Annotated in this window: 20 protein-coding genes and 1 pseudogene; 6 read left to right on the forward strand and 15 right to left on the reverse strand. The window is 52.1% G+C overall.

Annotation, left to right across the window (positions count from 1 at the left end; all coding sequences use genetic code 11):
* Positions 1 to 51: 51 nt before the first annotated feature.
* The 6 genes from QRY16_RS05980 to QRY16_RS06005 all read right to left on the reverse strand — a co-directional run bounded on the left by QRY16_RS05980 (position 52) and on the right by QRY16_RS06005 (position 4559).
* Positions 52 to 783, reverse strand: a complete 732-nt coding sequence (locus QRY16_RS05980; RefSeq protein WP_289775972.1) for an arginine ABC transporter substrate-binding protein — start codon at positions 781 to 783, stop codon at positions 52 to 54.
* A 127-nt stretch (positions 784 to 910) separates the two neighbouring features.
* Entirely contained in the window at positions 911 to 1579 is a 669-nt protein-coding gene (gene artM, locus QRY16_RS05985) for an arginine ABC transporter permease ArtM (RefSeq protein WP_289775973.1), read from the reverse strand.
* On the reverse strand, positions 1579 to 2295 hold the full coding sequence (artQ, locus tag QRY16_RS05990) for an arginine ABC transporter permease ArtQ (protein WP_289775974.1): 717 nt from the start codon (positions 2293 to 2295) through the stop codon (positions 1579 to 1581). Before artQ ends, artM begins: the two co-directional genes overlap by 1 nt.
* Positions 2296 to 2301: 6 nt before the next feature.
* Positions 2302 to 3033: an arginine ABC transporter substrate-binding protein gene (artJ, locus tag QRY16_RS05995; RefSeq protein WP_193403333.1), complete on the reverse strand. Its 732-nt coding sequence runs from the start codon at positions 3031 to 3033 to the stop codon at positions 2302 to 2304.
* 15 nt (positions 3034 to 3048) lie between these two features.
* Positions 3049 to 3777 (reverse strand): arginine ABC transporter ATP-binding protein ArtP, encoded by a 729-nt coding sequence (artP, locus tag QRY16_RS06000; RefSeq protein WP_193403332.1) that lies wholly within the window; start codon positions 3775 to 3777, stop codon positions 3049 to 3051.
* A gap of 239 nt (positions 3778 to 4016) precedes the next feature.
* Complete coding sequence (locus tag QRY16_RS06005; RefSeq protein ID WP_289775975.1) at positions 4017 to 4559, reverse strand: lipoprotein; 543 nt, start codon at positions 4557 to 4559, stop codon at positions 4017 to 4019.
* A 105-nt stretch (positions 4560 to 4664) separates the two neighbouring features.
* On the opposite strand from QRY16_RS06005, the gene QRY16_RS06010 reads away from it, so the two are divergent.
* Both QRY16_RS06010 and QRY16_RS06015 read left to right on the forward strand, forming a co-directional pair.
* Positions 4665 to 4985, forward strand: coding sequence for a heavy metal-binding domain-containing protein (locus QRY16_RS06010; protein WP_193403330.1), 321 nt, complete (start codon positions 4665 to 4667; stop codon positions 4983 to 4985).
* Complete coding sequence (locus QRY16_RS06015) at positions 4982 to 5806, forward strand: N-acetylmuramoyl-L-alanine amidase (protein WP_289775976.1); 825 nt, start codon at positions 4982 to 4984, stop codon at positions 5804 to 5806. Before QRY16_RS06010 ends, QRY16_RS06015 begins: the two co-directional genes overlap by 4 nt.
* Here the strand turns inward: QRY16_RS06015 and ltaE are convergent, their stop codons facing one another.
* The 3 genes from ltaE to QRY16_RS06030 form a co-directional block, all read right to left on the reverse strand.
* Positions 5807 to 6808 carry a low-specificity L-threonine aldolase gene (ltaE, locus tag QRY16_RS06020; RefSeq protein WP_289775977.1) on the reverse strand — a complete coding sequence of 334 codons (1002 nt, stop codon included), beginning with the start codon at positions 6806 to 6808 and terminating at the stop codon, positions 5807 to 5809.
* A 69-nt stretch (positions 6809 to 6877) separates the two neighbouring features.
* Positions 6878 to 8599, reverse strand: coding sequence for a ubiquinone-dependent pyruvate dehydrogenase (gene poxB, locus QRY16_RS06025; RefSeq protein WP_289775978.1), 1722 nt, complete (start codon positions 8597 to 8599; stop codon positions 6878 to 6880).
* Positions 8600 to 8722: 123 nt separating this feature from the next.
* Positions 8723 to 9622 carry a LysO family transporter gene (locus tag QRY16_RS06030; RefSeq protein WP_289775979.1) on the reverse strand — a complete coding sequence of 300 codons (900 nt, stop codon included), beginning with the start codon at positions 9620 to 9622 and terminating at the stop codon, positions 8723 to 8725.
* Positions 9623 to 9754: 132 nt separating this feature from the next.
* On the opposite strand from QRY16_RS06030, the pseudogene QRY16_RS06035 reads away from it, so the two are divergent.
* Positions 9755 to 11404: pseudogene (locus tag QRY16_RS06035) on the forward strand (DUF2813 domain-containing protein).
* A 58-nt stretch (positions 11405 to 11462) separates the two neighbouring features.
* Here the strand turns inward: QRY16_RS06035 and cspD are convergent.
* Positions 11463 to 11684 carry a cold shock-like protein CspD gene (gene cspD / locus QRY16_RS06040; protein WP_193403324.1) on the reverse strand — a complete coding sequence of 74 codons (222 nt, stop codon included), beginning with the start codon at positions 11682 to 11684 and terminating at the stop codon, positions 11463 to 11465.
* 323 nt (positions 11685 to 12007) lie between these two features.
* On the opposite strand from cspD, the gene clpS reads away from it, so the two are divergent.
* Positions 12008 to 12328, forward strand: a complete 321-nt coding sequence (gene clpS, locus QRY16_RS06045; protein ID WP_193403323.1) for an ATP-dependent Clp protease adapter ClpS — start codon at positions 12008 to 12010, stop codon at positions 12326 to 12328.
* Positions 12329 to 12384: 56 nt separating this feature from the next.
* The gene (gene clpA / locus QRY16_RS06050) at positions 12385 to 14661 is read left to right on the forward strand and encodes an ATP-dependent Clp protease ATP-binding subunit ClpA (protein WP_289775980.1); all 2277 of its coding nucleotides are present in this window, start codon (positions 12385 to 12387) and stop codon (positions 14659 to 14661) included.
* An 86-nt stretch (positions 14662 to 14747) separates the two neighbouring features.
* Here clpA and infA read toward each other — a convergent pair whose 3' ends face one another.
* The 5 genes from infA to trxB form a co-directional block, all read right to left on the reverse strand.
* Positions 14748 to 14966, reverse strand: a complete 219-nt coding sequence (gene infA, locus QRY16_RS06055; RefSeq protein WP_002211347.1) for a translation initiation factor IF-1 — start codon at positions 14964 to 14966, stop codon at positions 14748 to 14750.
* Positions 14967 to 15312: 346 nt separating this feature from the next.
* Positions 15313 to 16005: a leucyl/phenylalanyl-tRNA--protein transferase gene (gene aat / locus QRY16_RS06060; RefSeq protein WP_193403321.1), complete on the reverse strand. Its 693-nt coding sequence runs from the start codon at positions 16003 to 16005 to the stop codon at positions 15313 to 15315.
* Between the two features lie 33 nt (positions 16006 to 16038).
* Positions 16039 to 17769: a heme ABC transporter ATP-binding protein/permease CydC gene (gene cydC, locus QRY16_RS06065; protein ID WP_289775981.1), complete on the reverse strand. Its 1731-nt coding sequence runs from the start codon at positions 17767 to 17769 to the stop codon at positions 16039 to 16041.
* Positions 17769 to 19538 carry a heme ABC transporter permease/ATP-binding protein CydD gene (gene cydD, locus QRY16_RS06070; protein ID WP_289775982.1) on the reverse strand — a complete coding sequence of 590 codons (1770 nt, stop codon included), beginning with the start codon at positions 19536 to 19538 and terminating at the stop codon, positions 17769 to 17771. Before cydD ends, cydC begins: the two co-directional genes overlap by 1 nt.
* Positions 19539 to 19679: 141 nt before the next feature.
* Positions 19680 to 20648, reverse strand: coding sequence for a thioredoxin-disulfide reductase (gene trxB, locus QRY16_RS06075; protein ID WP_193403318.1), 969 nt, complete (start codon positions 20646 to 20648; stop codon positions 19680 to 19682).
* A gap of 520 nt (positions 20649 to 21168) precedes the next feature.
* Between trxB and lrp the strand changes: the two genes are divergently transcribed.
* The gene (lrp, locus tag QRY16_RS06080) at positions 21169 to 21663 is read left to right on the forward strand and encodes a leucine-responsive transcriptional regulator Lrp (protein WP_006118610.1); all 495 of its coding nucleotides are present in this window, start codon (positions 21169 to 21171) and stop codon (positions 21661 to 21663) included.
* The last annotated feature ends 23 nt before the right edge of the window (positions 21664 to 21686 follow it).

Raw genomic sequence — 21686 nt, forward strand, 5'->3', positions numbered from 1 at the left:
CTGAGGACAGTGCAGAACCGGTCAGACAAGCACTTTGCTGGCCCATAATGCTTATTCGGGGAACCACTTCTGATTGAGCTGCTGCCAGCTGCCGTTGGCTTTTATTTCGGCCAGCGCGTTATTCAACTTTTCGCGCAATGCGTCGTTGCCTTTACGCACCGCGATGCCTAAGCCGGTGCCAAAGTAGTCGGCATCGGTAACATGCTTGCCAACGGTTGCGAGATCGCTGTTAGTTTTCAGCCACTGATTAACCACGGCGCTGTCACCAAATACTCCATCCAGGCGACCATTTTTCATATCCAGAATCGCATTCTGGTAGCTGTCATAGGCCACCATAACCACATCAGGATGCTTGTCCTGCAGGTATTTCTGGTGCGTGGTGCCGTTTTCGACGCCAATCCGTTTGCCTTTTAGCTGGCCGATATTGCTGAACTTACCCTGGCGGGCAATCACAATGGCAGAGTTGGGGTAATAAGGCTGGGTGAAATCGACCTGCTTGCTGCGTTCTGGTGTGATGTCCATTCCAGAAATCACCGCGTCGTAGCGGCGAAATTTAAGCGAGGGGATCAGGCTGTCAAAGGCATTGTTGGTGAAAGTGCAGTCTGCCTTCATCTGCTGACATAACGCTTTCGCTAAATCAATATCAAAGCCGACAAGTTGATTTTCACGATCCAACGATTCAAACGGAGGATAGGTTGCCGAAGAGGCGAAACGGATTTTCTCCGCAGCGTGAGCATTCATTGCCAGGGCTGCCAGTGCAGCGGCAACAATCCATTTTTTCATGATACAGCTCCTGTAAAACATCATCAGCACAACTGCGTTATGACGGATTACAGGGTGGCATAAAATGAATTTTTATGCAATATCTGTGAGTAAAAAGGTAGAAAATGCGAGATTTCTCGCCTAACCATTAATTTCGCCGTTCAAATGCCAGTGCGCGTTTTTCGATTAGGCGCATCAGCAACGTCAATAAGCCGTTGACGCATAAATAAACCAGACCGGCAGCGGCGAACACCGTGACATCATAGGTGCGACCATATAACAGCTGACCATGGCCCATCACTTCCATTAATGTAATGGTGTAAGCCAGCGATGTGCCTTTAAACACCAGCACCACTTCGTTTGAATAGGATGACAGGGCGCGTTTAAAGGCATAGGGTAGCAGAATACGCAGCGTGTGCTGGCGGTTCATTCCTAGCGCGGCGCAGGATTGCCATTGACCGGAAGGGATAGCGCGCACTGTGCCGTGAAACAGTTGCGTGGTGTAAGCCGCGCTGTTCAGCGACAGCGCCAGCATCGCACAGAGCCAGGGCTGTGACAGCAGATGCCACAGCCACGGAACCTGTTGCAGGCTGGGAAACTGGCCTGGGCCGTAATAGATCAGGAAAATTTGTACCAACAGCGGTGTGCCGGTAAATAACGTGATAAATCCCTTTATCAACGGCGTCAGCAACGGTGTTTTCAGGGACAAGACCACGGTAAACAGCAACGACAGCACCAGCGCCACAATGAGTGAGGCCAGGGTTAACGTCAGGCTGGTATGCAGCCCTTTCATTAATTCAGGTAGATACTCAAGCATCAGCTGTTTCCCCGCTCAAAACGGGTGGTGCGCAACTCGATGCGACGCAATACCGCCTGGCTGAACAAAGTAATCACCAGATAAATGGCCGCCGCCACTAAAAACCAGGTAAACGGCTCTTGCGTGCGGGTAGCGATACTTTTGGTTTGCAGCATTAAATCATTCACGCTAATCAACGACACCAGCGCCGTATCTTTTAATAACACCAGCCACTGATTGCCTAAGCCGGGCAGCGCATGTCGCCACATTTGCGGCATGATCAGACGAAAGAAAATTGCCGATTTCTTCAGACCCAGCGCCTGGCCAGATTCCCATTGCCCTACGGGAACGGCTTTCAACGCGCCGCGCAGGGTTTGTGATGCGTAGGCAGAATAGAGCATTGCCAGCGCAATTACGCCACACAGGAAAGGACTCACGTCGAAATTTTCGATCTGCATCTGAACGGGTAACTTAAATAAGCCAACGTTCAGGATGAAACCGTCGGATAAAGTCAGCAGCAGTTGCGAAGCGCCGAAGTAAATAAACAGCACCACCAGAATTTCCGGCAGCCCGCGAATCAGCGTAACCAGACCGGTGCCGATCCAGGCCAGGGGCTTCCAGCGCACCGATTCCCAGCCAGCAAAAATCATCGCCAGCACCAGGCCAGCGATAAACGCGCAAAGGGCAAGGCCGACGGTCATACCGGCGGCGCTTGCAAGTGGAATCATTTCATTCATTGAAAGTTACTGCTGAAACCATTTGCTGTAGATGGTTTTATAGGTGCCGTCTGCTTTCACTTTGTCCAACGCAGCGTTGAATTTCGCTTGCAGATCGGTATTACCCATGCGAACCGCGATGCCGAGGCCAGTGCCGAAATAGGCTTTGTCAGTCACTTTTTCACCGACGGGTGCCAGCGTAGTATTTTGCTTCAGCCATTCGTTGACCACGGCGGTATCACCAAATACCGCGTCGATGCGACCATTTTTCAGGTCAAGCACCGCGTTTTGGTAACTGTCGTAAGGCACGGTGGTAATTTCACTGTGTTTCTCGGTCAGGTATTTCTGGTGTGTTGTGCCATTTTGTACGCCCACACGTTTGCCTTTCAGCGCGGCTATGTCAGCTACTTTGCCTTTCTGCGCCACAAACAGGGCAGAATTGTCATAGTAAGGCTGGCTGAACAGCACCTGCTTTTCACGCTCTGGCGTGATGTCCATACCGGCCATCACGGCGTCAAAACGGCGGAACTTCAGGCTGGGGATCAGGCTATCAAACGCCTGATTGGTGAAGGTGCAGGTTGCATCCATCTCTTTACATAACGCATTCGCCAGATCGACATCGAAGCCCTGGATTTTGTTTTCTGAGTCAACAAACTCAAACGGAGGATAAGAGGCTTCAGTGGCGAAGCGAATGGTCTGAGCAGCAGATGCGCTCAGGCTTAATCCAGCAAGCAGTGCAGCAAGTACAACCTTTTTCATTTTTAGCATCCTGACTTAGTGCGAAAGATAGTGAGCAAACGCCTGGGTTTGCGGCTGTGAAAAACGACTGGCGTCACCCTGTTCCACAATATGACCATTCTCCATATATACCACGCGGCTGGCGGTCTTACGCGCCACTTCCACTTCATGGGTGACGATCACCTGGGTGATTTGGGTTTGCGCCAGTTCGCGAATAATGCTGACAATTTGCGCGGTAATTTCGGGATCGAGAGCGGCAGTGGGTTCATCAAACAGCAATACTTGCGGCTCCATCATCAACGCCCGCGCAATCGCAACGCGCTGTTGCTGACCCCCCGAAAGATGCAGCGGAAAGCGATCGCTGTAAGGCGTTAAGCGCAAGCGATCCAACAGTTTGTCGGCACGCGCTTTTGCTTCTGCCTTTGTCAAACCAAGCACGCGACAGGGCGCTTCAGTCAGGTTTTGCAATACCGTCAGGTGCGGCCAGAGGTTGTATTGCTGGAAAACCATGCCGACATTTTGGCGCAGTTCGCGGATCGCGGCGTCAGAAGGTTTTTTGCTGAAATCGAACGAGTTTCCGGCAATGTACAACTGCCCGGAACGGGGATATTCCAGCAGATTCAGAACGCGCAGCAGAGAACTCTTGCCTGCACCGCTCGGACCAAGCAGCACCAGTGTCTCCCCTTGCGGGCATTCCAGGTTGATGTCGAACAGCGCCTGATGAGCACCGTAGAAGCAGTTGATTGCGTTTAGTTGAATACTCATGCGCCAAATATGAATAGCAATTGATGCCGCGAATCTTAACGTTACCAGAATAGTTATGCAATTGAGGTGAGTTAAAATTTATTAAACGGCAGGGAAATCCTAAAAGCGTAGCACAATATCGCGTAGTCCAACGCTGAGAAGGGCTTAGCGCAACGGTTTTGCCGCGACAGAAAGTAAAAACGCGCCGCAAAGATGCAGCGCGCTTAATACTGGAAACTGACCGCGCAGAAAATAAGCAATTATTTCTTCTTCGCGTGTTCCAGCATCTGGCTCAGGCTACCACCGTCAGGATGCGGCACGTTAGCGGCATAACGCACGTCATCCACTACCCAGCAGGTGCCTTCGTGGATCATCAGGACTTCATCCTGCCATTTTTTGCCGTCGCGGCTCAGATCAACACGCAGCGGAATATTGCGCGCATCGCGATTAGGAATGGTGGAGGCAACCGCGACGCTGGCTTCGGTTGGCCCCTGCGCCAGGCTGGAGAACAGATCGCCGTCACGCCAGGAACCCGCGTTGGTCTCGTGACTGGCAGCGAGCAATGTTTGATAGAGGTGCTCGCTCAGATAAGGACGGTATTTTGCCAGCGTAGTGCTGTCCGGCAAACCTTGTGTAGGCCGGGCAATGCGCAGGTTGTAAAACTGCTGTGCGACGCTATCGGGACCGCCATCTACACAGGGCGCTGTACGTGGGCCATTATCCTTGATGACCGGCTCAACGGTGGTACAGGCGCTGAGCAGCATTGCTGCGGGGATCAAAAGCGCAAAGGCTTTGTTTCTCATCTCGATTTCCTTATTGTTCTCTGGCAAAGCGCCATTTTTAGCATAGAGTATAGCCGTGCTTTTAGTCGTAAGAGCTTTAGGCGCAAGGGTGAAAAGGAGAACAACATGAAACTGACAACCACACCGACATTAGAAGGCCACAGCATCAGTGAATATTGTGGCGTTGTGACCGGCGAAGCGATTTTGGGAGCGAACGTTTTTCGTGACTTTTTCGCGGGGATCCGCGACATCGTTGGGGGACGCTCCGGCGCTTACGAGAAAGAGTTACGTAAGGCGCGTGAAATTGCCTTTAAAGAGCTGAAAGAACAGGCTAAAGCGTTAGGCGCAAATGCTGTAGTAGGGATCGATATTGACTACGAAACCGTGGGTAAAGACAGCAGCATGTTAATGGTCAGCGTGAGCGGAACTGCGGTGATCGTGCGTTGAAAAAGCTGCTGCTGGTACTGGCAGGGCTGCTATTGGTTGGCTGCCAGTCCGGCGTGGAATTACGTCATGGCTATTGGGTGGATCTCCGTCATCCAGCACAGGGCGCACGTCCGCGCATCAAAGTGATTGTGATCCATTACACCGCTGAGGATTTCCCGACGTCGCTTGCCACGCTGACCGACCAACAGGTCAGCGCCCATTATTTGATCCCGCGTCAGCCTCCTCAACGCGACGGTAAAGGCGTTATCTGGCAACTGGTGCCTGAGCAGGATTTGGCCTGGCATGCCGGGTCCAGCTTTTGGCGCGGGGCGACGCGCATTAACGACACGTCGATTGGCATTGAGCTGGTCAATAACGGTTATCGCAGCACGCTAACCGGGCGCGAATGGCAGGCTTTTAGCCCGCAGCAAATCGCGTCGCTTAGTGCATTAGTAAAAGAGGTGGCGCAGCGTTACGGTATCCGGCCAGAAAATATTGTTGGTCACAGCGATATTGCGCCGCAGCGCAAGCAGGATCCCGGTCCGCGTTTTCCCTGGCAATACCTGGCGCAACAGGGAGTAGGGGCGTGGCCAGATGCCAGCCGTGTTCAGCACTTTTTAGCCGGCCAAACACCGCGAGCGCGGGTGCCAGTAGAGAAAATAATGGATTTGCTACAGCGTTACGGCTATCCGGTAACGCCAGAAATGACGCCGGGCCAGCAGCAAACGGTTATCGCTGCCTTCCAGATGCATTTTCGCCCGGCTGATTATCGCGGCCTACCTGATGCGGAAACCGCAGCGATTGCCGCCGCGCTGCTGGAGAAATATGGCGCGGCGGAGTAATTACTGCTGTAAAAATGCCTTCCAGTAGGTCACTACCTTTTCCAGCGCGGCACGATCCACATCCATGTGCGTCACTAAACGCGTTGACGGGCCGACACTGATCAGCACATCACGCGCTTCCATCCAGGCCTTTAACGGTTCAACCTGCCCGGCAGGGATACGTATAAACACCATATTGGTTTGCTGATCGACCACCTCAACGCCAGTCTCGTGCAACTGTTGCCCCAGCCACGCGGCGTTATCGTGATCTTCTTTTAAACGCGCAACGTTATGCTGCAACGCATACAAACCGGCTGCTGCCAGGATACCTGCCTGACGCATACCGCCACCGACCATTTTGCGCCAGCGGCGCGCGCGTTCAATACAGGCCGCATCGCCACATAACAGCGAGCCGACCGGCGCGCCAAGCCCTTTGGATAAACAGACAGACAGGGTATCGCAATAGCGGGCAATCGTTTCCAGTGGAACCTGCTGCGCGGCCACCGCGTTGAAGATACGTGCACCGTCAATATGCAGCGCCAGCTTATGTTCGCGGGTAAACTGAAAGGCTTCGGCTAAATAATGGAGCGGCAGCACTTTGCCGTGATGGGTGTTTTCCAGGCTAAGCAGCCGGGTGCGGGCAAAATGAATGTCGTCAGGTTTGATCGCCGCCGCGACCTCATCCAGCGGCAGCGTGCCATCATCAGCGGCTAAAATTGGCTGGGGCTGAATGCTGCCCAGCACGGCAGCGCCACCGGCTTCATATTTATAGTTGTGAGCCTGCTGCCCGACGATGTACTCCTCGCCGCGCTCACAATGGCTGAGTAACGCCACCAGATTGGCCTGAGTGCCGGTAGGGAAAAATAGCGCGGCGGCCTTGCCGCTCAGACGTGCGGCTTCGGCTTCCAGTGCCTTAACCGTTGGATCGTCACGATAAACATCATCGCCGGTTTCAGCTGCCATCATCGCTTGTAACATTGCGGCGCCTGGCCGGGTAACGGTGTCACTGCGTAAATCGATCACGTTGCGCTCCTGAGCTTTCCTGAGAAATAAAACGGCGGGCATTACGCCCGCGCATGGCATTCTCCCGTTTTACCGCAGCCAGTTAGTTTTCGCCAGTTCAACCACTTCATCACCGCGTCCATTCAGAATGGCGCGCAGCATGTAAAGGCTAAAGCCTTTGGCTTGTTCCATCTTGATTTGCGGCGGCATTGCCAGCTCTTCTTTGGCGGTGATCACATCCACCAGCACGGGGCCATCATGGGCGAACGCCTGTTCCAGCGCGCCGTTTAAGTCGGACGCTTTCTCTACGCGTATGCCTTTAATGCCGCAGGCCTGGGCGATGGCGGCAAAATCAGGATTCTCCAGTTCAGTGCCATCGGTCAGGTAGCCGCCAGCCTTCATCTCCATCGCGACAAAGCCCAGCACGCTATTGTTAAAAATCACCAGTTTTACCGGCAAATTCAGCTGCGCAACGGTGATGAAGTCGCCCATCAACATGCTAAATCCTCCATCACCGCACAGCGCAACCACCTGCCGATCGCGATTGATAGCCTGTGCGCCCAGGGCTTGCGGCATAGCGTTGGCCATTGAACCATGATTGAACGAGCCGAGCAGGCGGCGTTTCCCGTTCATTTTCAGATAGCGGGCCGCCCACACGGTTGGCGTACCGACATCACAGGTGAAAATCGCATCGTCACTGGCGTAATGGCTGATTTGCTGAGCAAGATATTGTGGGTGAATCGCCTGCCTGTCATTGGGTTGGGCGAGAGCATCAAGATCCTTGCGTGCATCAACGTAATGTTCGAGTGCGTTGTCGAGGTGTTGACGATCACTTTTTTTCGTCAGCTGCGGCAATAAAGCCTGCAACGTGGTTTTCACATCACCAGTATACGCCTGTTCAACGTGACAATGGGCGCCGAGACTGCCGGGATTAATATCGATCTGAATTATTTTGGCTTTTTCAGGATAAAAAGCGCGATAGGGGAATTGCGTGCCGAGCAGCACCAGCGTGTCGGCATTCATCATCGCGTGAAACCCCGATGAAAAGCCAATCAGACCGGTCATACCCACATCGTAAGGGTTAGCATATTCGATGTGCTCCTTACCGCGCAGCGCATGAACGATCGGCGCTTTCAGCGTAGCAGCCAGCTCAACCACTTCCTTGTGAGCGCCCGCAACACCGCTGCCGCACAGCAATGTAATATTGCTGGCTTCATTCAACGTTTGCGCCAGCTGTGCTAACGCAGCGGGCTGCGGCTGAATTTGCGGCGGCTGGGGTGGATACCAGTTTGCGCTAGCCGTTTCCGGTGCCAGCTTCAGCGCTACATTACCCGGAATGACGATTACTGACACGCCACGATTAAGGATCGCTTTACGCATGGCAATGCCAAGCACCTGCGGCAACTGTTCGGGATTAGACACCAGCTCGCAATAATGGCTGCACTCGCGGAATAACTCCTCGGGGTGGGTTTCCTGAAAATAGCCGCTGCCAATTTCGCTGGAAGGGATATGTGCGGCAATCGCGAGTACCGGAACATGGTTACGATGACAATCAAATAAACCATTAATTAAATGCAAATTGCCGGGACCGCATGAGCCCGCGCACACGGCCAGCTCACCTGTCACATGCGCCTCCGCGCCAGCGGCAAAAGCGGCGACTTCTTCATGGCGGGTTGGCATCCATTTAATGGTGCCCATACGATTTAAGCTGTCGCTCAGGCCGTTAAGAGAGTCGCCGGTGACGCCCCAGATGCGTTTGACACCAGCGTTCTCAGGCGTTTTTGCGATCAGCGCTGCAACGGTTCTTTTCATCGTATTCTCCTTTTGGTGGTTGGCCATCCTGGCGATGGCTAACCAAAAGCGCAAAAAGAGAAGCTTAGACGAGGTTGTCAGAACGCAGCTGTGAAAAAATGCGCTGCGTTTTGTCAGGAGAATTTAAGCGGAGAACAGGGCGATAAGAACCGGTGCCAGTAGGCTCATGATAAAACCATGGACAATGGCGGCGGGAACAATCTCTGTTCCACCGGCGCGTTGCAGCACGGGCAAAGTGAAATCCATTGAGGTAGCGCCGCACAATCCTAACGCGCTGGAACGGTGACGCGTAATCAGCACCGGGATAAGCATAATGGCGGTAAGTTCGCGCAGCAGGTCATTAAAGAAAGCGGCGCTGCCGATGACCGGACCAAACGCCTCCGTCATTAAAATACCGGACAGTGAATACCAGCCGAAGCCGCTGGCCAGTGCTAAACCGGTTTTTATGGGTAAGCCGAGCAGCAGTGCGGCAATGATGCCGCCGGTTAAGGCGCTCACCAACACCACGCAGGCGACCATCATGCCACGACGATTAAGAATAATCTGGCGCAGCGTCATGCCGCTGCCGCGAAGCTGGATACCCACTAAAAACAGCAGAAAAATTAGCGCATATTCACTGGCTGCCGAGGCGTGATGCAAAAAGGCCCATTGCGTCAGGCCGAGTAAAAATCCTACCACCACAACGCCGCAAAGTTTGAGTGATTCCAGCGCCATATGCAGACGTGATGGCAATTTTTCTTGTTTGTGTGTGTATTGCCACGGCAGGCGCTTCTCCAGCCACAGCAGCGCCAGCAGGTTGCATAGCATGATGCAAAGTGCGGCAACCAGAGCGGTGTAGAAAACAGTGAGCAGATTACTGCTGAGGTTATCAAGGAACGCCAGGCTAATGCCCATAAAGAACAGAATGACGTAAACCATCGCGCTCAGTAAGCGATTAACCAAATGGAGAACGGCGGTTTTATGCAGAGGAAGAAGCCAGCCAACGACCAGCGGAACCAGAATAATCAGAAGCCCGGAATACATATTTAAGCCATCCATGCGAAAAGTGACAACACGCTAGCGAAAAAGCGGGAAAGAGTAAACCAACGGTTTAAGCGGCTTGACCGGTTTACGTTCGCCAACCATGCTTCGGTTAACAAGAGGATGAGCCACGCTATGGTTCTGGAACATATCGACATTCGCGGTTTTCGCGGCATTAACCAGCTTTCTTTGCCATTAACGCATACTAATCTGTTAATCGGCGAAAACGCCTGGGGTAAATCCAGCTTGCTGGATGCGCTGACACTGTTACTGTCGCCGCAAACGGAAGATTATCAGTTTAGCGCCAGTGATTTTCACTTCACGCCGGGCGACGTCAATGACCAACGGCGACACTTGCAGATTGTGTTCCACTTTCGTGATGCGGGTAGCGATCATGATGAACATTTTTCGCCATTTTGGCAGCGGGATGAGCAAGGCCAGCGCTGGCTGCGTTACAGCATTCGCGCCAGGCTGCGTGAGGAGAACGTCCATACCTCGCGGCGTTTTATCGATCGGCAGGGCAATGTGTTAGCTGAAGTCAGCACAGAGATTGCCATTCGTCATTTGCTGCGTATGCATCCGGTATTGCGGCTGCGCGATGCGCGTTTCAGTCGTCGTGCTCGTCATAGCGAGAACCATAACGATGGGCAGGCAACCACACTGGATCAGCTGACGCTGGAAATCGACACGCTTACGCGAGACCTGGTAACGCAGCCGCAAAAGCTCAGCGATGATGTGCTGCGTCAGGGATTGCAGACCATGCAGCAACTGATGGAGCACTATTTTCTGGTGCAACAACCGAGCGATGCCCGCCAGGCGAAACGCGTTGATCCGCAAGCGCGCGAAGGCAGGCAGAGCTGGCGCTCGCTGGATAAGCTTAATCAGTTTATCTCTGAAACCGATTCGCGCAGTCGCCAGCTGATTTTGCTGCGAATGTTTACGCTCCTGGTGCAGGCTCGTGGGAGCGAACCGCTGGCTGAGGATGCCCGGCCGCTGCTGCTGATAGAAGATCCCGAAACGCGGCTTCATCCTATTATGCTGTCGGTGGCGTGGAATTTACTGGAATTACTGCCGCTGCAAAAAATCGCCACCACTAATTCGGCTGAACTTCTGTCGCAGGTGCCGGTAGAAAATGTCTGTCGGCTAGTACGTGAACCGGCGCGGGTTGCCGCGTGGCGAATTGGTCCGGAAGGGTTGAGCGCAGAAGACAGGCGTCGGATTGGTTTTCATATACGCGTGAATCGACCCTCCGCGCTGTTTGCCCGCTGCTGGCTGTTAGTAGAAGGTGAAACCGAAGTGTGGATTATCAATGAGCTGGCGTAACAATGTGGGTATCACTTTGCCGCTGAAGGCGTAAAAGTGATTGAGTTTGCGCAGTCGGGATTAAAACCGTTGCTTAAATTTGCCCGCCGCATGGGTATTGACTGGCATGTATTAACGGATGGCGATGAGGCGGGAGATAAGTATGCTGCGACCACGCGCAGCCAGCTGTGTGCGCAGGATAAAGAGCAAAATCACCTTACCCAGCTTCCGGCGCTGGATATGGAGCACTTCCTTTATAAGCACGGCTTCGAGGATGTTTATCATCAAATGGCGCACCTGCCGTTAAACGCGCCCATGAGCGCCAGGCGTATTATTAGCCATGCCATTCATCATGCATCGAAACCCGAACTGGCGATTGCCGTGGCGATGGCAGCGGCGGAACGCGGGCCGGAAGCCATTCCCACGCTGATGCGTCAGATGTTTTCACGTGTACATTGGCTGGCTCACGGTAACGCCGATTAAAAAATGCCAGCGGCATTGGCTGGCATTTTTTTGGAAGAGTTCAGAATGGGGATAAACGTCAGGCGACTGCCTGCGCTTCAACTGGCACGATAAGGCTGGCATGATTGCCTTTCGGACCCTGGTGGACGTCGAACTGAACTTGTTGGCCGGCTTTTAGCGTTCTGTAACCATCCATCTTAATCGTAGAGTAGTGCGCGAAGATGTCTTCGCCGCCCCCGATTGGACAGATAAAGCCGAAGCCTTTGGCGTTATTGAACCATTTAACTGTACCCGTCTCCATGCTTTTACTTCCCTCGCAAGACATTCTATTAAGTAGGTGAGGTCATTGAAGCTGTGAGTCGAGATCGATTAAATCTCAATCAGCTTGTGTTAGTAGAATGTAGAGAAACAGTCACTGGCGTCAAGCAAAGCGCCGAGCTACACAGGGAGAAAATCATTAAAATTTGAGGTGGTTAACGCTATTGCAAATTTTGTGATACAGGTCGCGTACGGGGTTTTCTGGATAAAATTTCATCGTCGGTGGGGTGCTTGACAGGCGTGTTAAACTCTAAAGATGAACGGTAACAGGTTTATATTTGATAGGCGGAATCTCAACGGATCATTATGGCAAACACAAACGACTGGCTTAATTTTGAACATCTGGCCGAAGACAAAGTACGCGAAGGGTTAAAGCCGCCTTCAATGTATAAAGTTATTCTGAACAATGATGATTATACACCTATGGAATTTGTTATTGACGTTCTGCAAAAGTTCTTTTCTTATGATATTGAACGTGCAACGCAGCTGATGTTGAAAGTTCACTACCACGGTAAAGCGATATGTGGTGTATTTACTGCTGAAGTCGCCGAAACCAAAGCGGCCCAGGTGAACAATTATGCGCGGGAAAATCATCATCCGTTGCTGTGTACGCTGGAAAAAGCCTGATCCTGTCTCCATATAGGTAGACAGATCGTCAGAGCGATAATTGGGGGAGGTGCCAAATGCTCAATCAAGAACTGGAACTCAGTTTAAACATGGCTTTCGCCAGAGCGCGTGAGCACCGTCATGAGTTTATGACCGTCGAGCATCTGTTGCTGGCGTTACTCAGTAACCCGTCGGCCAGAGAGGCACTGGAAGCCTGTACAGTAGATATTATGGCTCTAAGGCAGGAACTCGAAGCCTTTATCGAGCAAACCACACCGGTGCTGCCCGCCAGCGAAGAAGAGCGTGATACGCAACCTACGCTCAGCTTCCAGCGTGTGCTGCAGCGTGCGGTTTTCCATGTCCAGTCATCGGGCCGTAGCGAAGTCTCCGGGGCCAATGTACTGGTCGCCATCTTCAGCGAGCAGGAATCGCAAGCGGCTTACCTGCTGCGCAAACACGAAGTGAGCCGTCTTGATGTGGTGAACTTCATTTCTCACGGTACGCGTAAAGACGAACCCGGTCAGGCGCCGAACGCAGAAAATCCAGTCAACGAAGAGCAAGCAGGCGGGGAGGATCGTATGGAAAACTTCACCACCAACCTTAATCAGCTTGCTCGCGTCGGCGGAATCGATCCGTTGATTGGTCGCGACAAAGAGCTGGAGCGTACTATTCAGGTGCTGTGTCGCCGCCGTAAAAATAACCCGCTGCTGGTGGGTGAGTCGGGCGTGGGTAAAACCGCCATTGCCGAAGGGCTGGCCTGGCGTATCGTGCAGGGCGACGTTCCGGAAGTGATGAAAGAGTGCACAATTTACTCACTGGACATTGGTTCGTTGCTGGCGGGTACCAAATATCGCGGTGACTTTGAGAAACGCTTTAAAGCCCTGCTGAAGCAGCTCGAACAGGACAATAACAGCATTCTGTTCATTGACGAGATCCACACCATCATCGGTGCGGGTGCAGCGTCTGGCGGACAAGTGGATGCCGCTAACCTGATTAAGCCGCTGCTCTCCAGCGGCAAGATCCGCGTTATGGGTTCGACTACGTATCAGGAATTCAGCAATATCTTCGAAAAAGATCGCGCTTTAGCGCGTCGCTTCCAGAAGATCGACATCACTGAACCGTCAATGGACGAAACCGTGCAGATCCTGAATGGTCTGAAACCAAAATACGAAGCGCATCACGATGTGCGTTACACCGCGAAAGCGGTGCGTGCGGCGGTGGAGCTGGCGGTGAAATACATTAACGATCGTCATCTGCCGGATAAAGCGATTGATGTTATCGATGAAGCGGGCGCGCGCGCACGCTTGATGCCGGTCAGCAAGCGTAAGAAAACCGTTAATGTGGCTGACATTGAAACGGTTGTCGCACGCATCGCGCGTATCCCAGAAAAAAGCGTTTCAGCAAGCGATCGCGATACGTTGAAAAATCTGGGTGACCGCCTGAAAATGCTGGTGTTTGGTCAGGATAATGCCATTGAGGCATTGACCGAAGCGATCAAAATGAGCCGTGCAGGCCTGGGCCAGGATCGGAAACCGGTAGGGTCATTCCTGTTTGCGGGACCAACCGGCGTCGGTAAAACCGAAGTGACGGTACAGCTGGCGAAAGCGTTGGGCATTGAACTGCTGCGTTTTGATATGTCCGAATACATGGAGCGCCATACCGTCAGCCGTTTGATTGGTGCGCCTCCGGGTTACGTGGGTTTTGATCAGGGCGGCTTGTTAACGGATGCGGTAATTAAACATCCGCATGCCGTTGTGTTGTTAGATGAGATTGAGAAAGCGCACCCGGACGTCTTTAACCTGCTGTTGCAGGTGATGGACAACGGTATGCTAACTGACAACAACGGCCGTAAAGCGGACTTCCGCAACGTGGTGCTGGTCATGACCACCAATGCCGGGGTGCGTGAAACGGAACGTAAATCTATCGGCCTGATCCAGCAGGATAACACCACCGATGCGATGGAAGAGATCAAAAAGATCTTTACGCCAGAGTTCCGTAACCGCCTTGACAACATTATCTGGTTCCGTCATTTGTCTACCGACGTCATCCATCAGGTAGTGGATAAGTTCATTGTTGAGTTGCAGGCGCAGCTGGATGCGAAAGGAGTATCGCTGGAAGTGAGCGATGAAGCACGCGACTGGCTGGCTGAGAAAGGCTATGATAAAGCGATGGGTGCTCGTCCGATGGCGCGCACTGTGCAGGAAAGCCTCAAGAAACCGTTGGCTAACGAATTGCTGTTTGGTTCACTGGTGGAGGGAGGATCGGTATCCGTTGGGCTGGATAAAGAAAAAGGCCAGTTAACCTACCATTTCCTGAGCGCGGAAAAGCGTAAAACGGAAGGCACCGTGCATTAATTATCGATGTCAGAAATGAAAAAGGCCGGATGCGAATCCGGCCTTTTTTTGCTGTCAGATATTATCTACAGCAAGCTAAGAGCAGCTTAGCGACTACGGAAGACAATGCGGCCTTTGCTCAGGTCGTACGGGGTTAGCTCGACAGTCACTTTGTCGCCCGTCAGGATGCGGATATAGTTTTTGCGCATTTTACCGGAGATATGAGCGGTAACCACGTGTCCGTTCTCAAGTTCTACGCGGAACATGGTGTTAGGTAACGTATCCAGTACGGTACCTTGCATTTCAATATTGTCTTCTTTGGCCATCGAATCCTCTGGGTGTACTACCTTTCACTTGAACCGGCAAGATAATGCCCAATTCAACGATTTATGTAAAGAACCGTCGACGGTTTTGCCAACGCTTCGCCGTGCTTCGCGTTATAACGCGAGCATCTCGGTTAAATTCGGGTGTTTTATGTGACGTCTGCGGGGGAGTAGCGGGCTAAGAATCTGTATCAACCGGTTACACGCGCACGATTGAAACAGTTCCGAGAGTGCGTTGAGATTCCCAGCCTGGCAATTCCGGCTTACAACTACAAAGCGCGGACGACATACCAAACTCGATTATTATATCACTTTTAACGCTTTATGTGTGCAAAACATCTGTGCGGACTTAAAAAAGGGTTTGCGTACGCCAGCAGCCTTCACTGACCGGTTGCCATGCAAGGCTTTGCACATACTGCAAATAATCGACGCGGGGAATTTCCTGAGCGCCGAGCGATGCGGTATGCGGATTCAGGACCTGGCAATCAACTAAGCGACCCTGATGATTAACGAAATGCTGGCAAAACACCCAGAGCGCTGTTTTTGAAGCATTCTCCTGGCGACTAAACATCGATTCACCACAAAATATTTGCCCCAGCGCTAATCCATACATACCGCCGACTAATTTATGCGCGTTCCATACTTCAATCGAATGTGCATGGCCTAATTCATACAACCGCAACCAGGCGCGTTTAACTTCGAAGGTGATCCATGTTCCTTCTTCCCGCCCGCTGGCACAGCCTTCTAACACATCGGCAAACGCTTCGTTCATCGTAACGCGATAAGGCGACTGTTTATGGAAACGCTTCATGCTGCGGCTGAGATGAAAATATTCAGGCAGTAAAATCGCGCGCGGATCGGGAGACCACCACAAGATTGGATCGCCGGGAGAAAACCATGGAAAGATGCCGCGTTGATAAGCATTTAGCAAACGGGCAGGAGAGAGATCACCGCCCATTGCCAGCAGACCATTGGGTTCACGCAAAGCCATTTCAGGCGGCGGAAAATTCAGTGACTCCCGTGAAAGTTGTACCAGTCTCATTGCATCGTTCTACCTGCCAGCTATTCGCTAAAACTATAGCGCAAAGCGCTGCTGGTAACGCCAGTAACGTCCACCTTTTGAGATTAATTCGGCGTGATTTCCTTGCTCAATAATTTTACCGTTTTCCATGACGCAAATGCGGTCCATATGCTGCAAACCGCTGAGCCGATGGGTTACGATGATTAATGTTTTCCCCTGCGTCACTTGATTAAGTAACGTCAGGATCTGTTGCTCAGTCGTGGCGTCTAAACCTTCGGTAGGCTCATCCAGTAACCAGAGATCACCGTTATGCAGTAACGCGCGCGCAATGGCCAAACGGCGCAGTTCGCCGCCGGAAAGCGGACGTCCGCCTTCGCCAAGCCAGGCATTTAAGTCTTCATCTTGATCAAATAAGTGGCGCAGACCGACCTGAACAAGTACCGCTTTTAACGCCTCATCGTGAGCCGTTGGGCAGGCAAGCAATAAATTATCGCGCAAAGTCTGGCTGAATAAATGTACCCGCTGCGTCACCATGCTAATACGCTGGCGTAATTGCGCCTCATCCCAGTTTTGCAGCGGTAAATCATTGAGCGTGATAGTGCCGCTCTGGCTTTCCCAGCCGCGCGTCAGTAATGCTAACAGCGTAGATTTGCCACAGCCGGTTGGTCCCAGTAATGCAATATGCTCGCCGCGTTGCATATTTAATGAAAAATGACTGAGAACAGCATCAGGTCGATCGGGATAAGTGAAACTCAGATTTTCAATGCACACCTTCAGTGTATCCGCTGGTACGTTAGCGACTGCAGGAAAAGTAATTGCTGGCGATCGAACAATAATGTCATTCACACGTCGGGCTGCTGTTATAACCTGTGCTAGCGGCAAAAATGCGCCCGCTACTGGCGCTAACGCTTCGAAAGCGCCCAGTGCACAGAACACAACCAAAGCAATAAATGAACCTGGCAGCTGATTTTCACCGATCGCAGCAGCGCTAATCCAGAGCAGAAGCGTTAGCGTCATTCCACTAATGAGTAGCAGCAGGCTTTGGGCTAAAGCCTGTAAACGTTGCTGCTTACGCTGCGCCTGTTGCCAGCCACGCTCTTCATTATCAAGTTGTTTACGCCATGAATGTGCCGTGCCATACAAGGTTAACTCCGCCTGACCGCCCAGCCAGTGCATTAATTGCATGCGCCAGCGCATACGCCCACGTGCTATTGCCTGACCTGCCGGCGTGCCTAAGCGATAAAAAAGCGGGGGCATAATCAGCAGGGTAGCTAACATGGTGCCGCCAAGGAGAAAGGAGAGTTGCAGGTCAATCAGGCTAAGCCCCAGCGTAACCAGCACAATTACGACAAAAGCCCCAGTTAGTGGAGAAATAACGCGCAGATAAAGATGATCGAGCGTATCGACATCGCCAACAAAGCGGTTTAGTAAGTCGGCCTGACGAAAACCTGATAACTGTCCCGGCGACAAGGCAATTAAGCGGCTAAAGGTAAATACACGCAGATGTTGTAATACGCGGAAGGTGGCATCGTGGCTCACCAGGCGTTCGAAATAACGGGCCACGGTACGTGTAATCGCTGCACCACGCACACCTGCGGCGGGCAGCATATAGTTAAAGCTATACAGCCCAGCGAAACCTGCTACTGAAGAGGCGGCGAGAAACCAGCCGGAAAGCGTTAACAGGCCAATGCTGGCCAGCAATGTCACGATAGCCAGCAGGATGCCTAAGGCTAAACGATAAGGATGGCGGCTCCAGAGACGAAGGAAAGGGCGCAATGCAGACATTAGCTCACCTCCTGCTGGCGATGTTTCAGCAACTGCTTAAACTGGCCGGGCTGTTCGCTTAGCTGCTGCCAGTTTCCTTGCTGTATCAATTGTCCATTCTGCATCACCCAAATAACATCCCAGTCTTTAACATTATCAAGCTGATGGGTAATCATCAGGGTGGTTTGCTGCGTCGCGGCTTGATTTAGGGCCTGCATAACGTGCATCTCACTAAGCGCATCAAGACTGGCAGCGGGCTCATCCAGCAATAATAAACATGCCGGTTTATACAGCGCACGCGCTACGGCGATGCGTTGCGCCTGGCCTACTGATAGTCCGCTGCCGCCATCAGCGGGCATCGTATCCAGACCTTGTGGCAGGCGTGGCAGAAACTCATTTATGCCACACGCTTGCAAAACTTCTGCAAAGCGATTTGCTGCATAAGGTGTGCTCATTAAAATATTATCGCGAATCGTTGAAGCCGGAAGATGCGGATTCTGGCCAACCCAGGCCAGGTGTCTGTGCCAGTCGTCGCGCGCAAGATCACGCAACTCCACGCCATTAACAATCAGCGAACCCTGATAAGGTAAAAAACCCAGCAGCGCATTCATTAACGCGGTTTTGCCGGCACCACTTTGACCGATCAATGCCACGCGCTGACCGGCAGCAAGGCTAAAAGAAAGAGGACCACACAATGTTTTACCGTTCGGCGTACAAATCAGCAGGTCTTTTGCCTGCATTTCAATCGGGGCGTTTATGGCAAACGGCCGCTGTCCTTGCTGAGACGCGACATCTGGCACCTCTTGCATAAAGCGCTCAAGGGCATCTGCTGCGCCAACGGCCTGCGCTTTCGCATGATAAAAAGTGCCGAGATCGCGCAGGGGCTGAAAGAATTCGGGTGCCAGGATTAAGGCTAAAAAACCGGCAAACAGCGTTACGCCTTTACCGTAATCGCCCAGGTGCAGTTCCCCTAAATAAGAAAAGCCAAAATAGACGGCGACCACCGCGATAGCTAACGACGCGAAGAACTCCAGCACAGCGGAAGAGAGAAAGGCCAGACGCAAAACTTCCATCGTGCGCTGGCGAAAATCGGTGGTTGAGTTTGCTATCGCCGTTTTTTCCGCTTCACCACGGTGAAACAGGCGCAGCGTTTCACGGCCACGAAGACGATCGAGGAAATCGCCGCTCAGCCGTGCAAGAGTGATAAAATTGCGGCGATTAGCATCGGCGGCTCCCATACCCACTAACGCCATAAATAAAGGAATTAATGGCGCCGTTACAAACAGAATTAAACCAGCGGCCCAGTTTAAGGGGAATAACGTGAGCAAGATGCAAAAAGGGATCAACACTGCCAGCGTCATCTGAGGCAGGTAGCGCGCGTAGTAATCCTGCATCTCTTCAATTTGTTCCAGCAACAGCGTGGCCCAACTGCCAGCAGGTTTCCCCTGAATCCAGGCAGGCCCCAGTTCCGCCAGTCGATCTAATACCTGCTTTCTGAGAGCCTGGCGAATGGCCTGACCGGCATGAAAGCCGGCCTGCTCCCGTGCGTAATTGAAAGCCGCACGCAGCACAAAGCACAACAGTAACAGCAAAAAGTAAGAGAACAGTGTATCGCGGGGTTGTTGCTCGATGATCAAGGCCTGCAGCAAAGAAGCGAGCAACCAGGCCTGCATGATGATTAGCAGTGCGCTGGCAAGTCCCAGCAATGTGGTCAGACGCAACCATCGTTCAGCGTGCCTGCGTTGCTGACGAAGCCAGCGGGTAAGATGCTGTTGTCGCGATTTATTCATGCGAGACCGTAAATATGCCAGTGAGGAATGCAAAACAGGGAAGGCACTGTTTCTCCAGGCGCATGAATCTAGCATGATGGCAACAAAAAAGGCGACTGAAAAACAGCCGCCTCTTTTGATTACGATCAGAGAATTAACAACTTAGCGATCGTTTTTAACTAACCCATCCAGATAGCGTTCTGCATCCAGGGCAGCCATACAACCGGTTCCCGCCGAGGTAATGGCCTGACGGTAAATATGGTCCATAACATCGCCTGCAGCAAACACGCCTGGGATACTGGTCTGTGTCGCATTCCCCTGTAATCCAGACTGCACTTTGATGTAGCCATTTTCTAAATCGAGCTGATTAGCAAAAATCGCTGTATTCGGACTATGACCAATTGCAACAAACAGGCCAGCAACTTCCAGCGCCTCTGTTTCCTGAGTGTCAAGCGTGGAGCGTAACGTCAAGCCGGTGACGCCCATTTGATCGCCAACCACTTCTTCAAGCGTGCGATTGGTGTGTAAGACGATATTACCGCTGCGCACTTTTTCCATCAGCCGATCGATCAGGATCTTCTCAGCGCGAAAGCTGTCGCGGCGGTGGATCAAATGTACTTCTGCAGCGATGTTTGCCAGATAAAGCGCTTCTTCTACAGCCGTGTTGCCGCCGCCAATGACTGCGACTTTTTGATTACGATAAAAGAACCCATCGCAGGTGGCGCAGGCTGAAACGCCTTTACCTTTAAAGGCTTCTTCAGAGGGCAAACCCAGGTAGCGTGCAGAGGCACCTGTGGCGATAATCAACGCGTCGGCGGTATATTCGCCGCTGTCGCCGGTTAAACGAAACGGTCGGCTCTGCAAATCAACGCTGTGAATATGGTCAAAAATGATCTCGGTATTAAATTTCTCCGCATGTTCGTGCATGCGTTCCATCAAGGATGGGCCTGTCAGATCGTGTGGGTCACCCGGCCAGTTCTCCACTTCTGTGGTTGTGGTCAGCTGTCCGCCTTTTTCCAGCCCGGTAATTAACACCGGATTCAGGTTGGCGCGTGCAGCATAAACCGCTGCGGTATAACCTGCTGGACCAGAGCCCAGAATGAGTAACTTACTGTGTTTTGCCGTACTCATGCGTTCCTCAGTTTCATTCGGCTGACATAGCCTGCGATTGTAGGGAATAACGTGTTGCAATGACAAGGCTTGCGCGATTTTGTTAACGATAGCTGCAAACGGCGTAGACGATGAAGCCGGTTTTCGCTCCCCCTGTGCGCCACAATGGGGCAAAAATCGGTTTTTTGTGGTGCAGCTGCTCAAAAATATTCATTTAAAAACAGTTACCCAGACGACTGTCTGGCATCTTGTACTGGATTTGGACATTTTACTTTGACAATCGCCTGCGCATTTGCGAAAACAGTGTCAGAAGCGAAGGGCGTTAGTCGAAACAAAATAGGGCGTTATGTCTTGTTTTGCGCGCAACGTCGAATAAATGCAGCCTGACATTGGTAATGACGCATGATGTGGACAGACAGCATGCGTCATGCGGATGAGTGCGTTAGCACAGGCTCTGATACTTCACTTCAAAATGCCCCGAACAATGAGCGTTTTTCAGGGTGTGGCAGGTAAAGGGAAGGAATGAAGAGAGACAATAATAATGGTAGACAATAAGAAACGCCCCGGGAAAGATCTCGATCGAATCGACAGAAATATTCTGAATGAACTGCAGAAAGACGGTCGTATTTCAAACGTAGAACTTTCCAAACGCGTAGGGCTATCGCCTACGCCATGCCTTGAGCGCGTGCGCCGCCTTGAACGTCAGGGTTTTATACTGGGCTACACCGCACAATTAAACCCGCATTATCTGGATGCATCATTGCTGGTATTCGTTGAGATTACTCTGAATCGTGGCGCCCCAGACGTCTTTGAGCAATTTAACGCCGCTGTGCAAAAACTTGAGGAAACTCAAGAGTGTCACCTTGTTTCCGGTGATTTTGACTATCTGTTGAAAACACGTGTACCTGATATGTCTGCCTATCGCAAACTGTTGGGCGAAACCTTGTTGCGTCTGCCAGGCGTTAACGACACGCGTACTTATGTAGTGATGGAAGAGGTCAAACAGAGCAATCGCCTGGTGATCAAAACTCGCTGATGCGGAGCAGGTGCAAAACCTGT

The organism is Mixta mediterraneensis (assembly GCF_030283135.1).
GTDB classification, from domain to species: domain Bacteria; phylum Pseudomonadota; class Gammaproteobacteria; order Enterobacterales; family Enterobacteriaceae; genus Pantoea; species Pantoea mediterraneensis.

What these genes read in the sequence shown, in the direction of transcription:
- QRY16_RS05980 (WP_289775972.1), bottom strand. Translation starts at nt 783, where the DNA reads ATGAAAAAATGGATTGTTGCCGCTGCACTGGCAGCCCTGGCAATGAAT.
- artM (WP_289775973.1), bottom strand. Translation starts at nt 1,579, where the DNA reads ATGCTTGAGTATCTACCTGAATTAATGAAAGGGCTGCATACCAGCCTG.
- artQ (WP_289775974.1), bottom strand. Translation starts at nt 2,295, where the DNA reads ATGAATGAAATGATTCCACTTGCAAGCGCCGCCGGTATGACCGTCGGC.
- artJ (WP_193403333.1), bottom strand. Translation starts at nt 3,033, where the DNA reads ATGAAAAAGGTTGTACTTGCTGCACTGCTTGCTGGATTAAGCCTGAGC.
- artP (WP_193403332.1), bottom strand. Translation starts at nt 3,777, where the DNA reads ATGAGTATTCAACTAAACGCAATCAACTGCTTCTACGGTGCTCATCAG.
- QRY16_RS06005 (WP_289775975.1), bottom strand. Translation starts at nt 4,559, where the DNA reads ATGAGAAACAAAGCCTTTGCGCTTTTGATCCCCGCAGCAATGCTGCTC.
- QRY16_RS06010 (WP_193403330.1), top strand. Translation starts at nt 4,665, where the DNA reads ATGAAACTGACAACCACACCGACATTAGAAGGCCACAGCATCAGTGAA.
- poxB (WP_289775978.1), bottom strand. Translation starts at nt 8,599, where the DNA reads ATGAAAAGAACCGTTGCAGCGCTGATCGCAAAAACGCCTGAGAACGCT.
- QRY16_RS06030 (WP_289775979.1), bottom strand. Translation starts at nt 9,622, where the DNA reads ATGTATTCCGGGCTTCTGATTATTCTGGTTCCGCTGGTCGTTGGCTGG.
- cspD (WP_193403324.1), bottom strand. Translation starts at nt 11,684, where the DNA reads ATGGAGACGGGTACAGTTAAATGGTTCAATAACGCCAAAGGCTTCGGC.
- clpS (WP_193403323.1), top strand. Translation starts at nt 12,008, where the DNA reads ATGGCAAACACAAACGACTGGCTTAATTTTGAACATCTGGCCGAAGAC.
- clpA (WP_289775980.1), top strand. Translation starts at nt 12,385, where the DNA reads ATGCTCAATCAAGAACTGGAACTCAGTTTAAACATGGCTTTCGCCAGA.
- infA (WP_002211347.1), bottom strand. Translation starts at nt 14,966, where the DNA reads ATGGCCAAAGAAGACAATATTGAAATGCAAGGTACCGTACTGGATACG.
- aat (WP_193403321.1), bottom strand. Translation starts at nt 16,005, where the DNA reads ATGAGACTGGTACAACTTTCACGGGAGTCACTGAATTTTCCGCCGCCT.
- cydC (WP_289775981.1), bottom strand. Translation starts at nt 17,769, where the DNA reads ATGTCTGCATTGCGCCCTTTCCTTCGTCTCTGGAGCCGCCATCCTTAT.
- cydD (WP_289775982.1), bottom strand. Translation starts at nt 19,538, where the DNA reads ATGAATAAATCGCGACAACAGCATCTTACCCGCTGGCTTCGTCAGCAA.
- trxB (WP_193403318.1), bottom strand. Translation starts at nt 20,648, where the DNA reads ATGAGTACGGCAAAACACAGTAAGTTACTCATTCTGGGCTCTGGTCCA.
- lrp (WP_006118610.1), top strand. Translation starts at nt 21,169, where the DNA reads ATGGTAGACAATAAGAAACGCCCCGGGAAAGATCTCGATCGAATCGAC.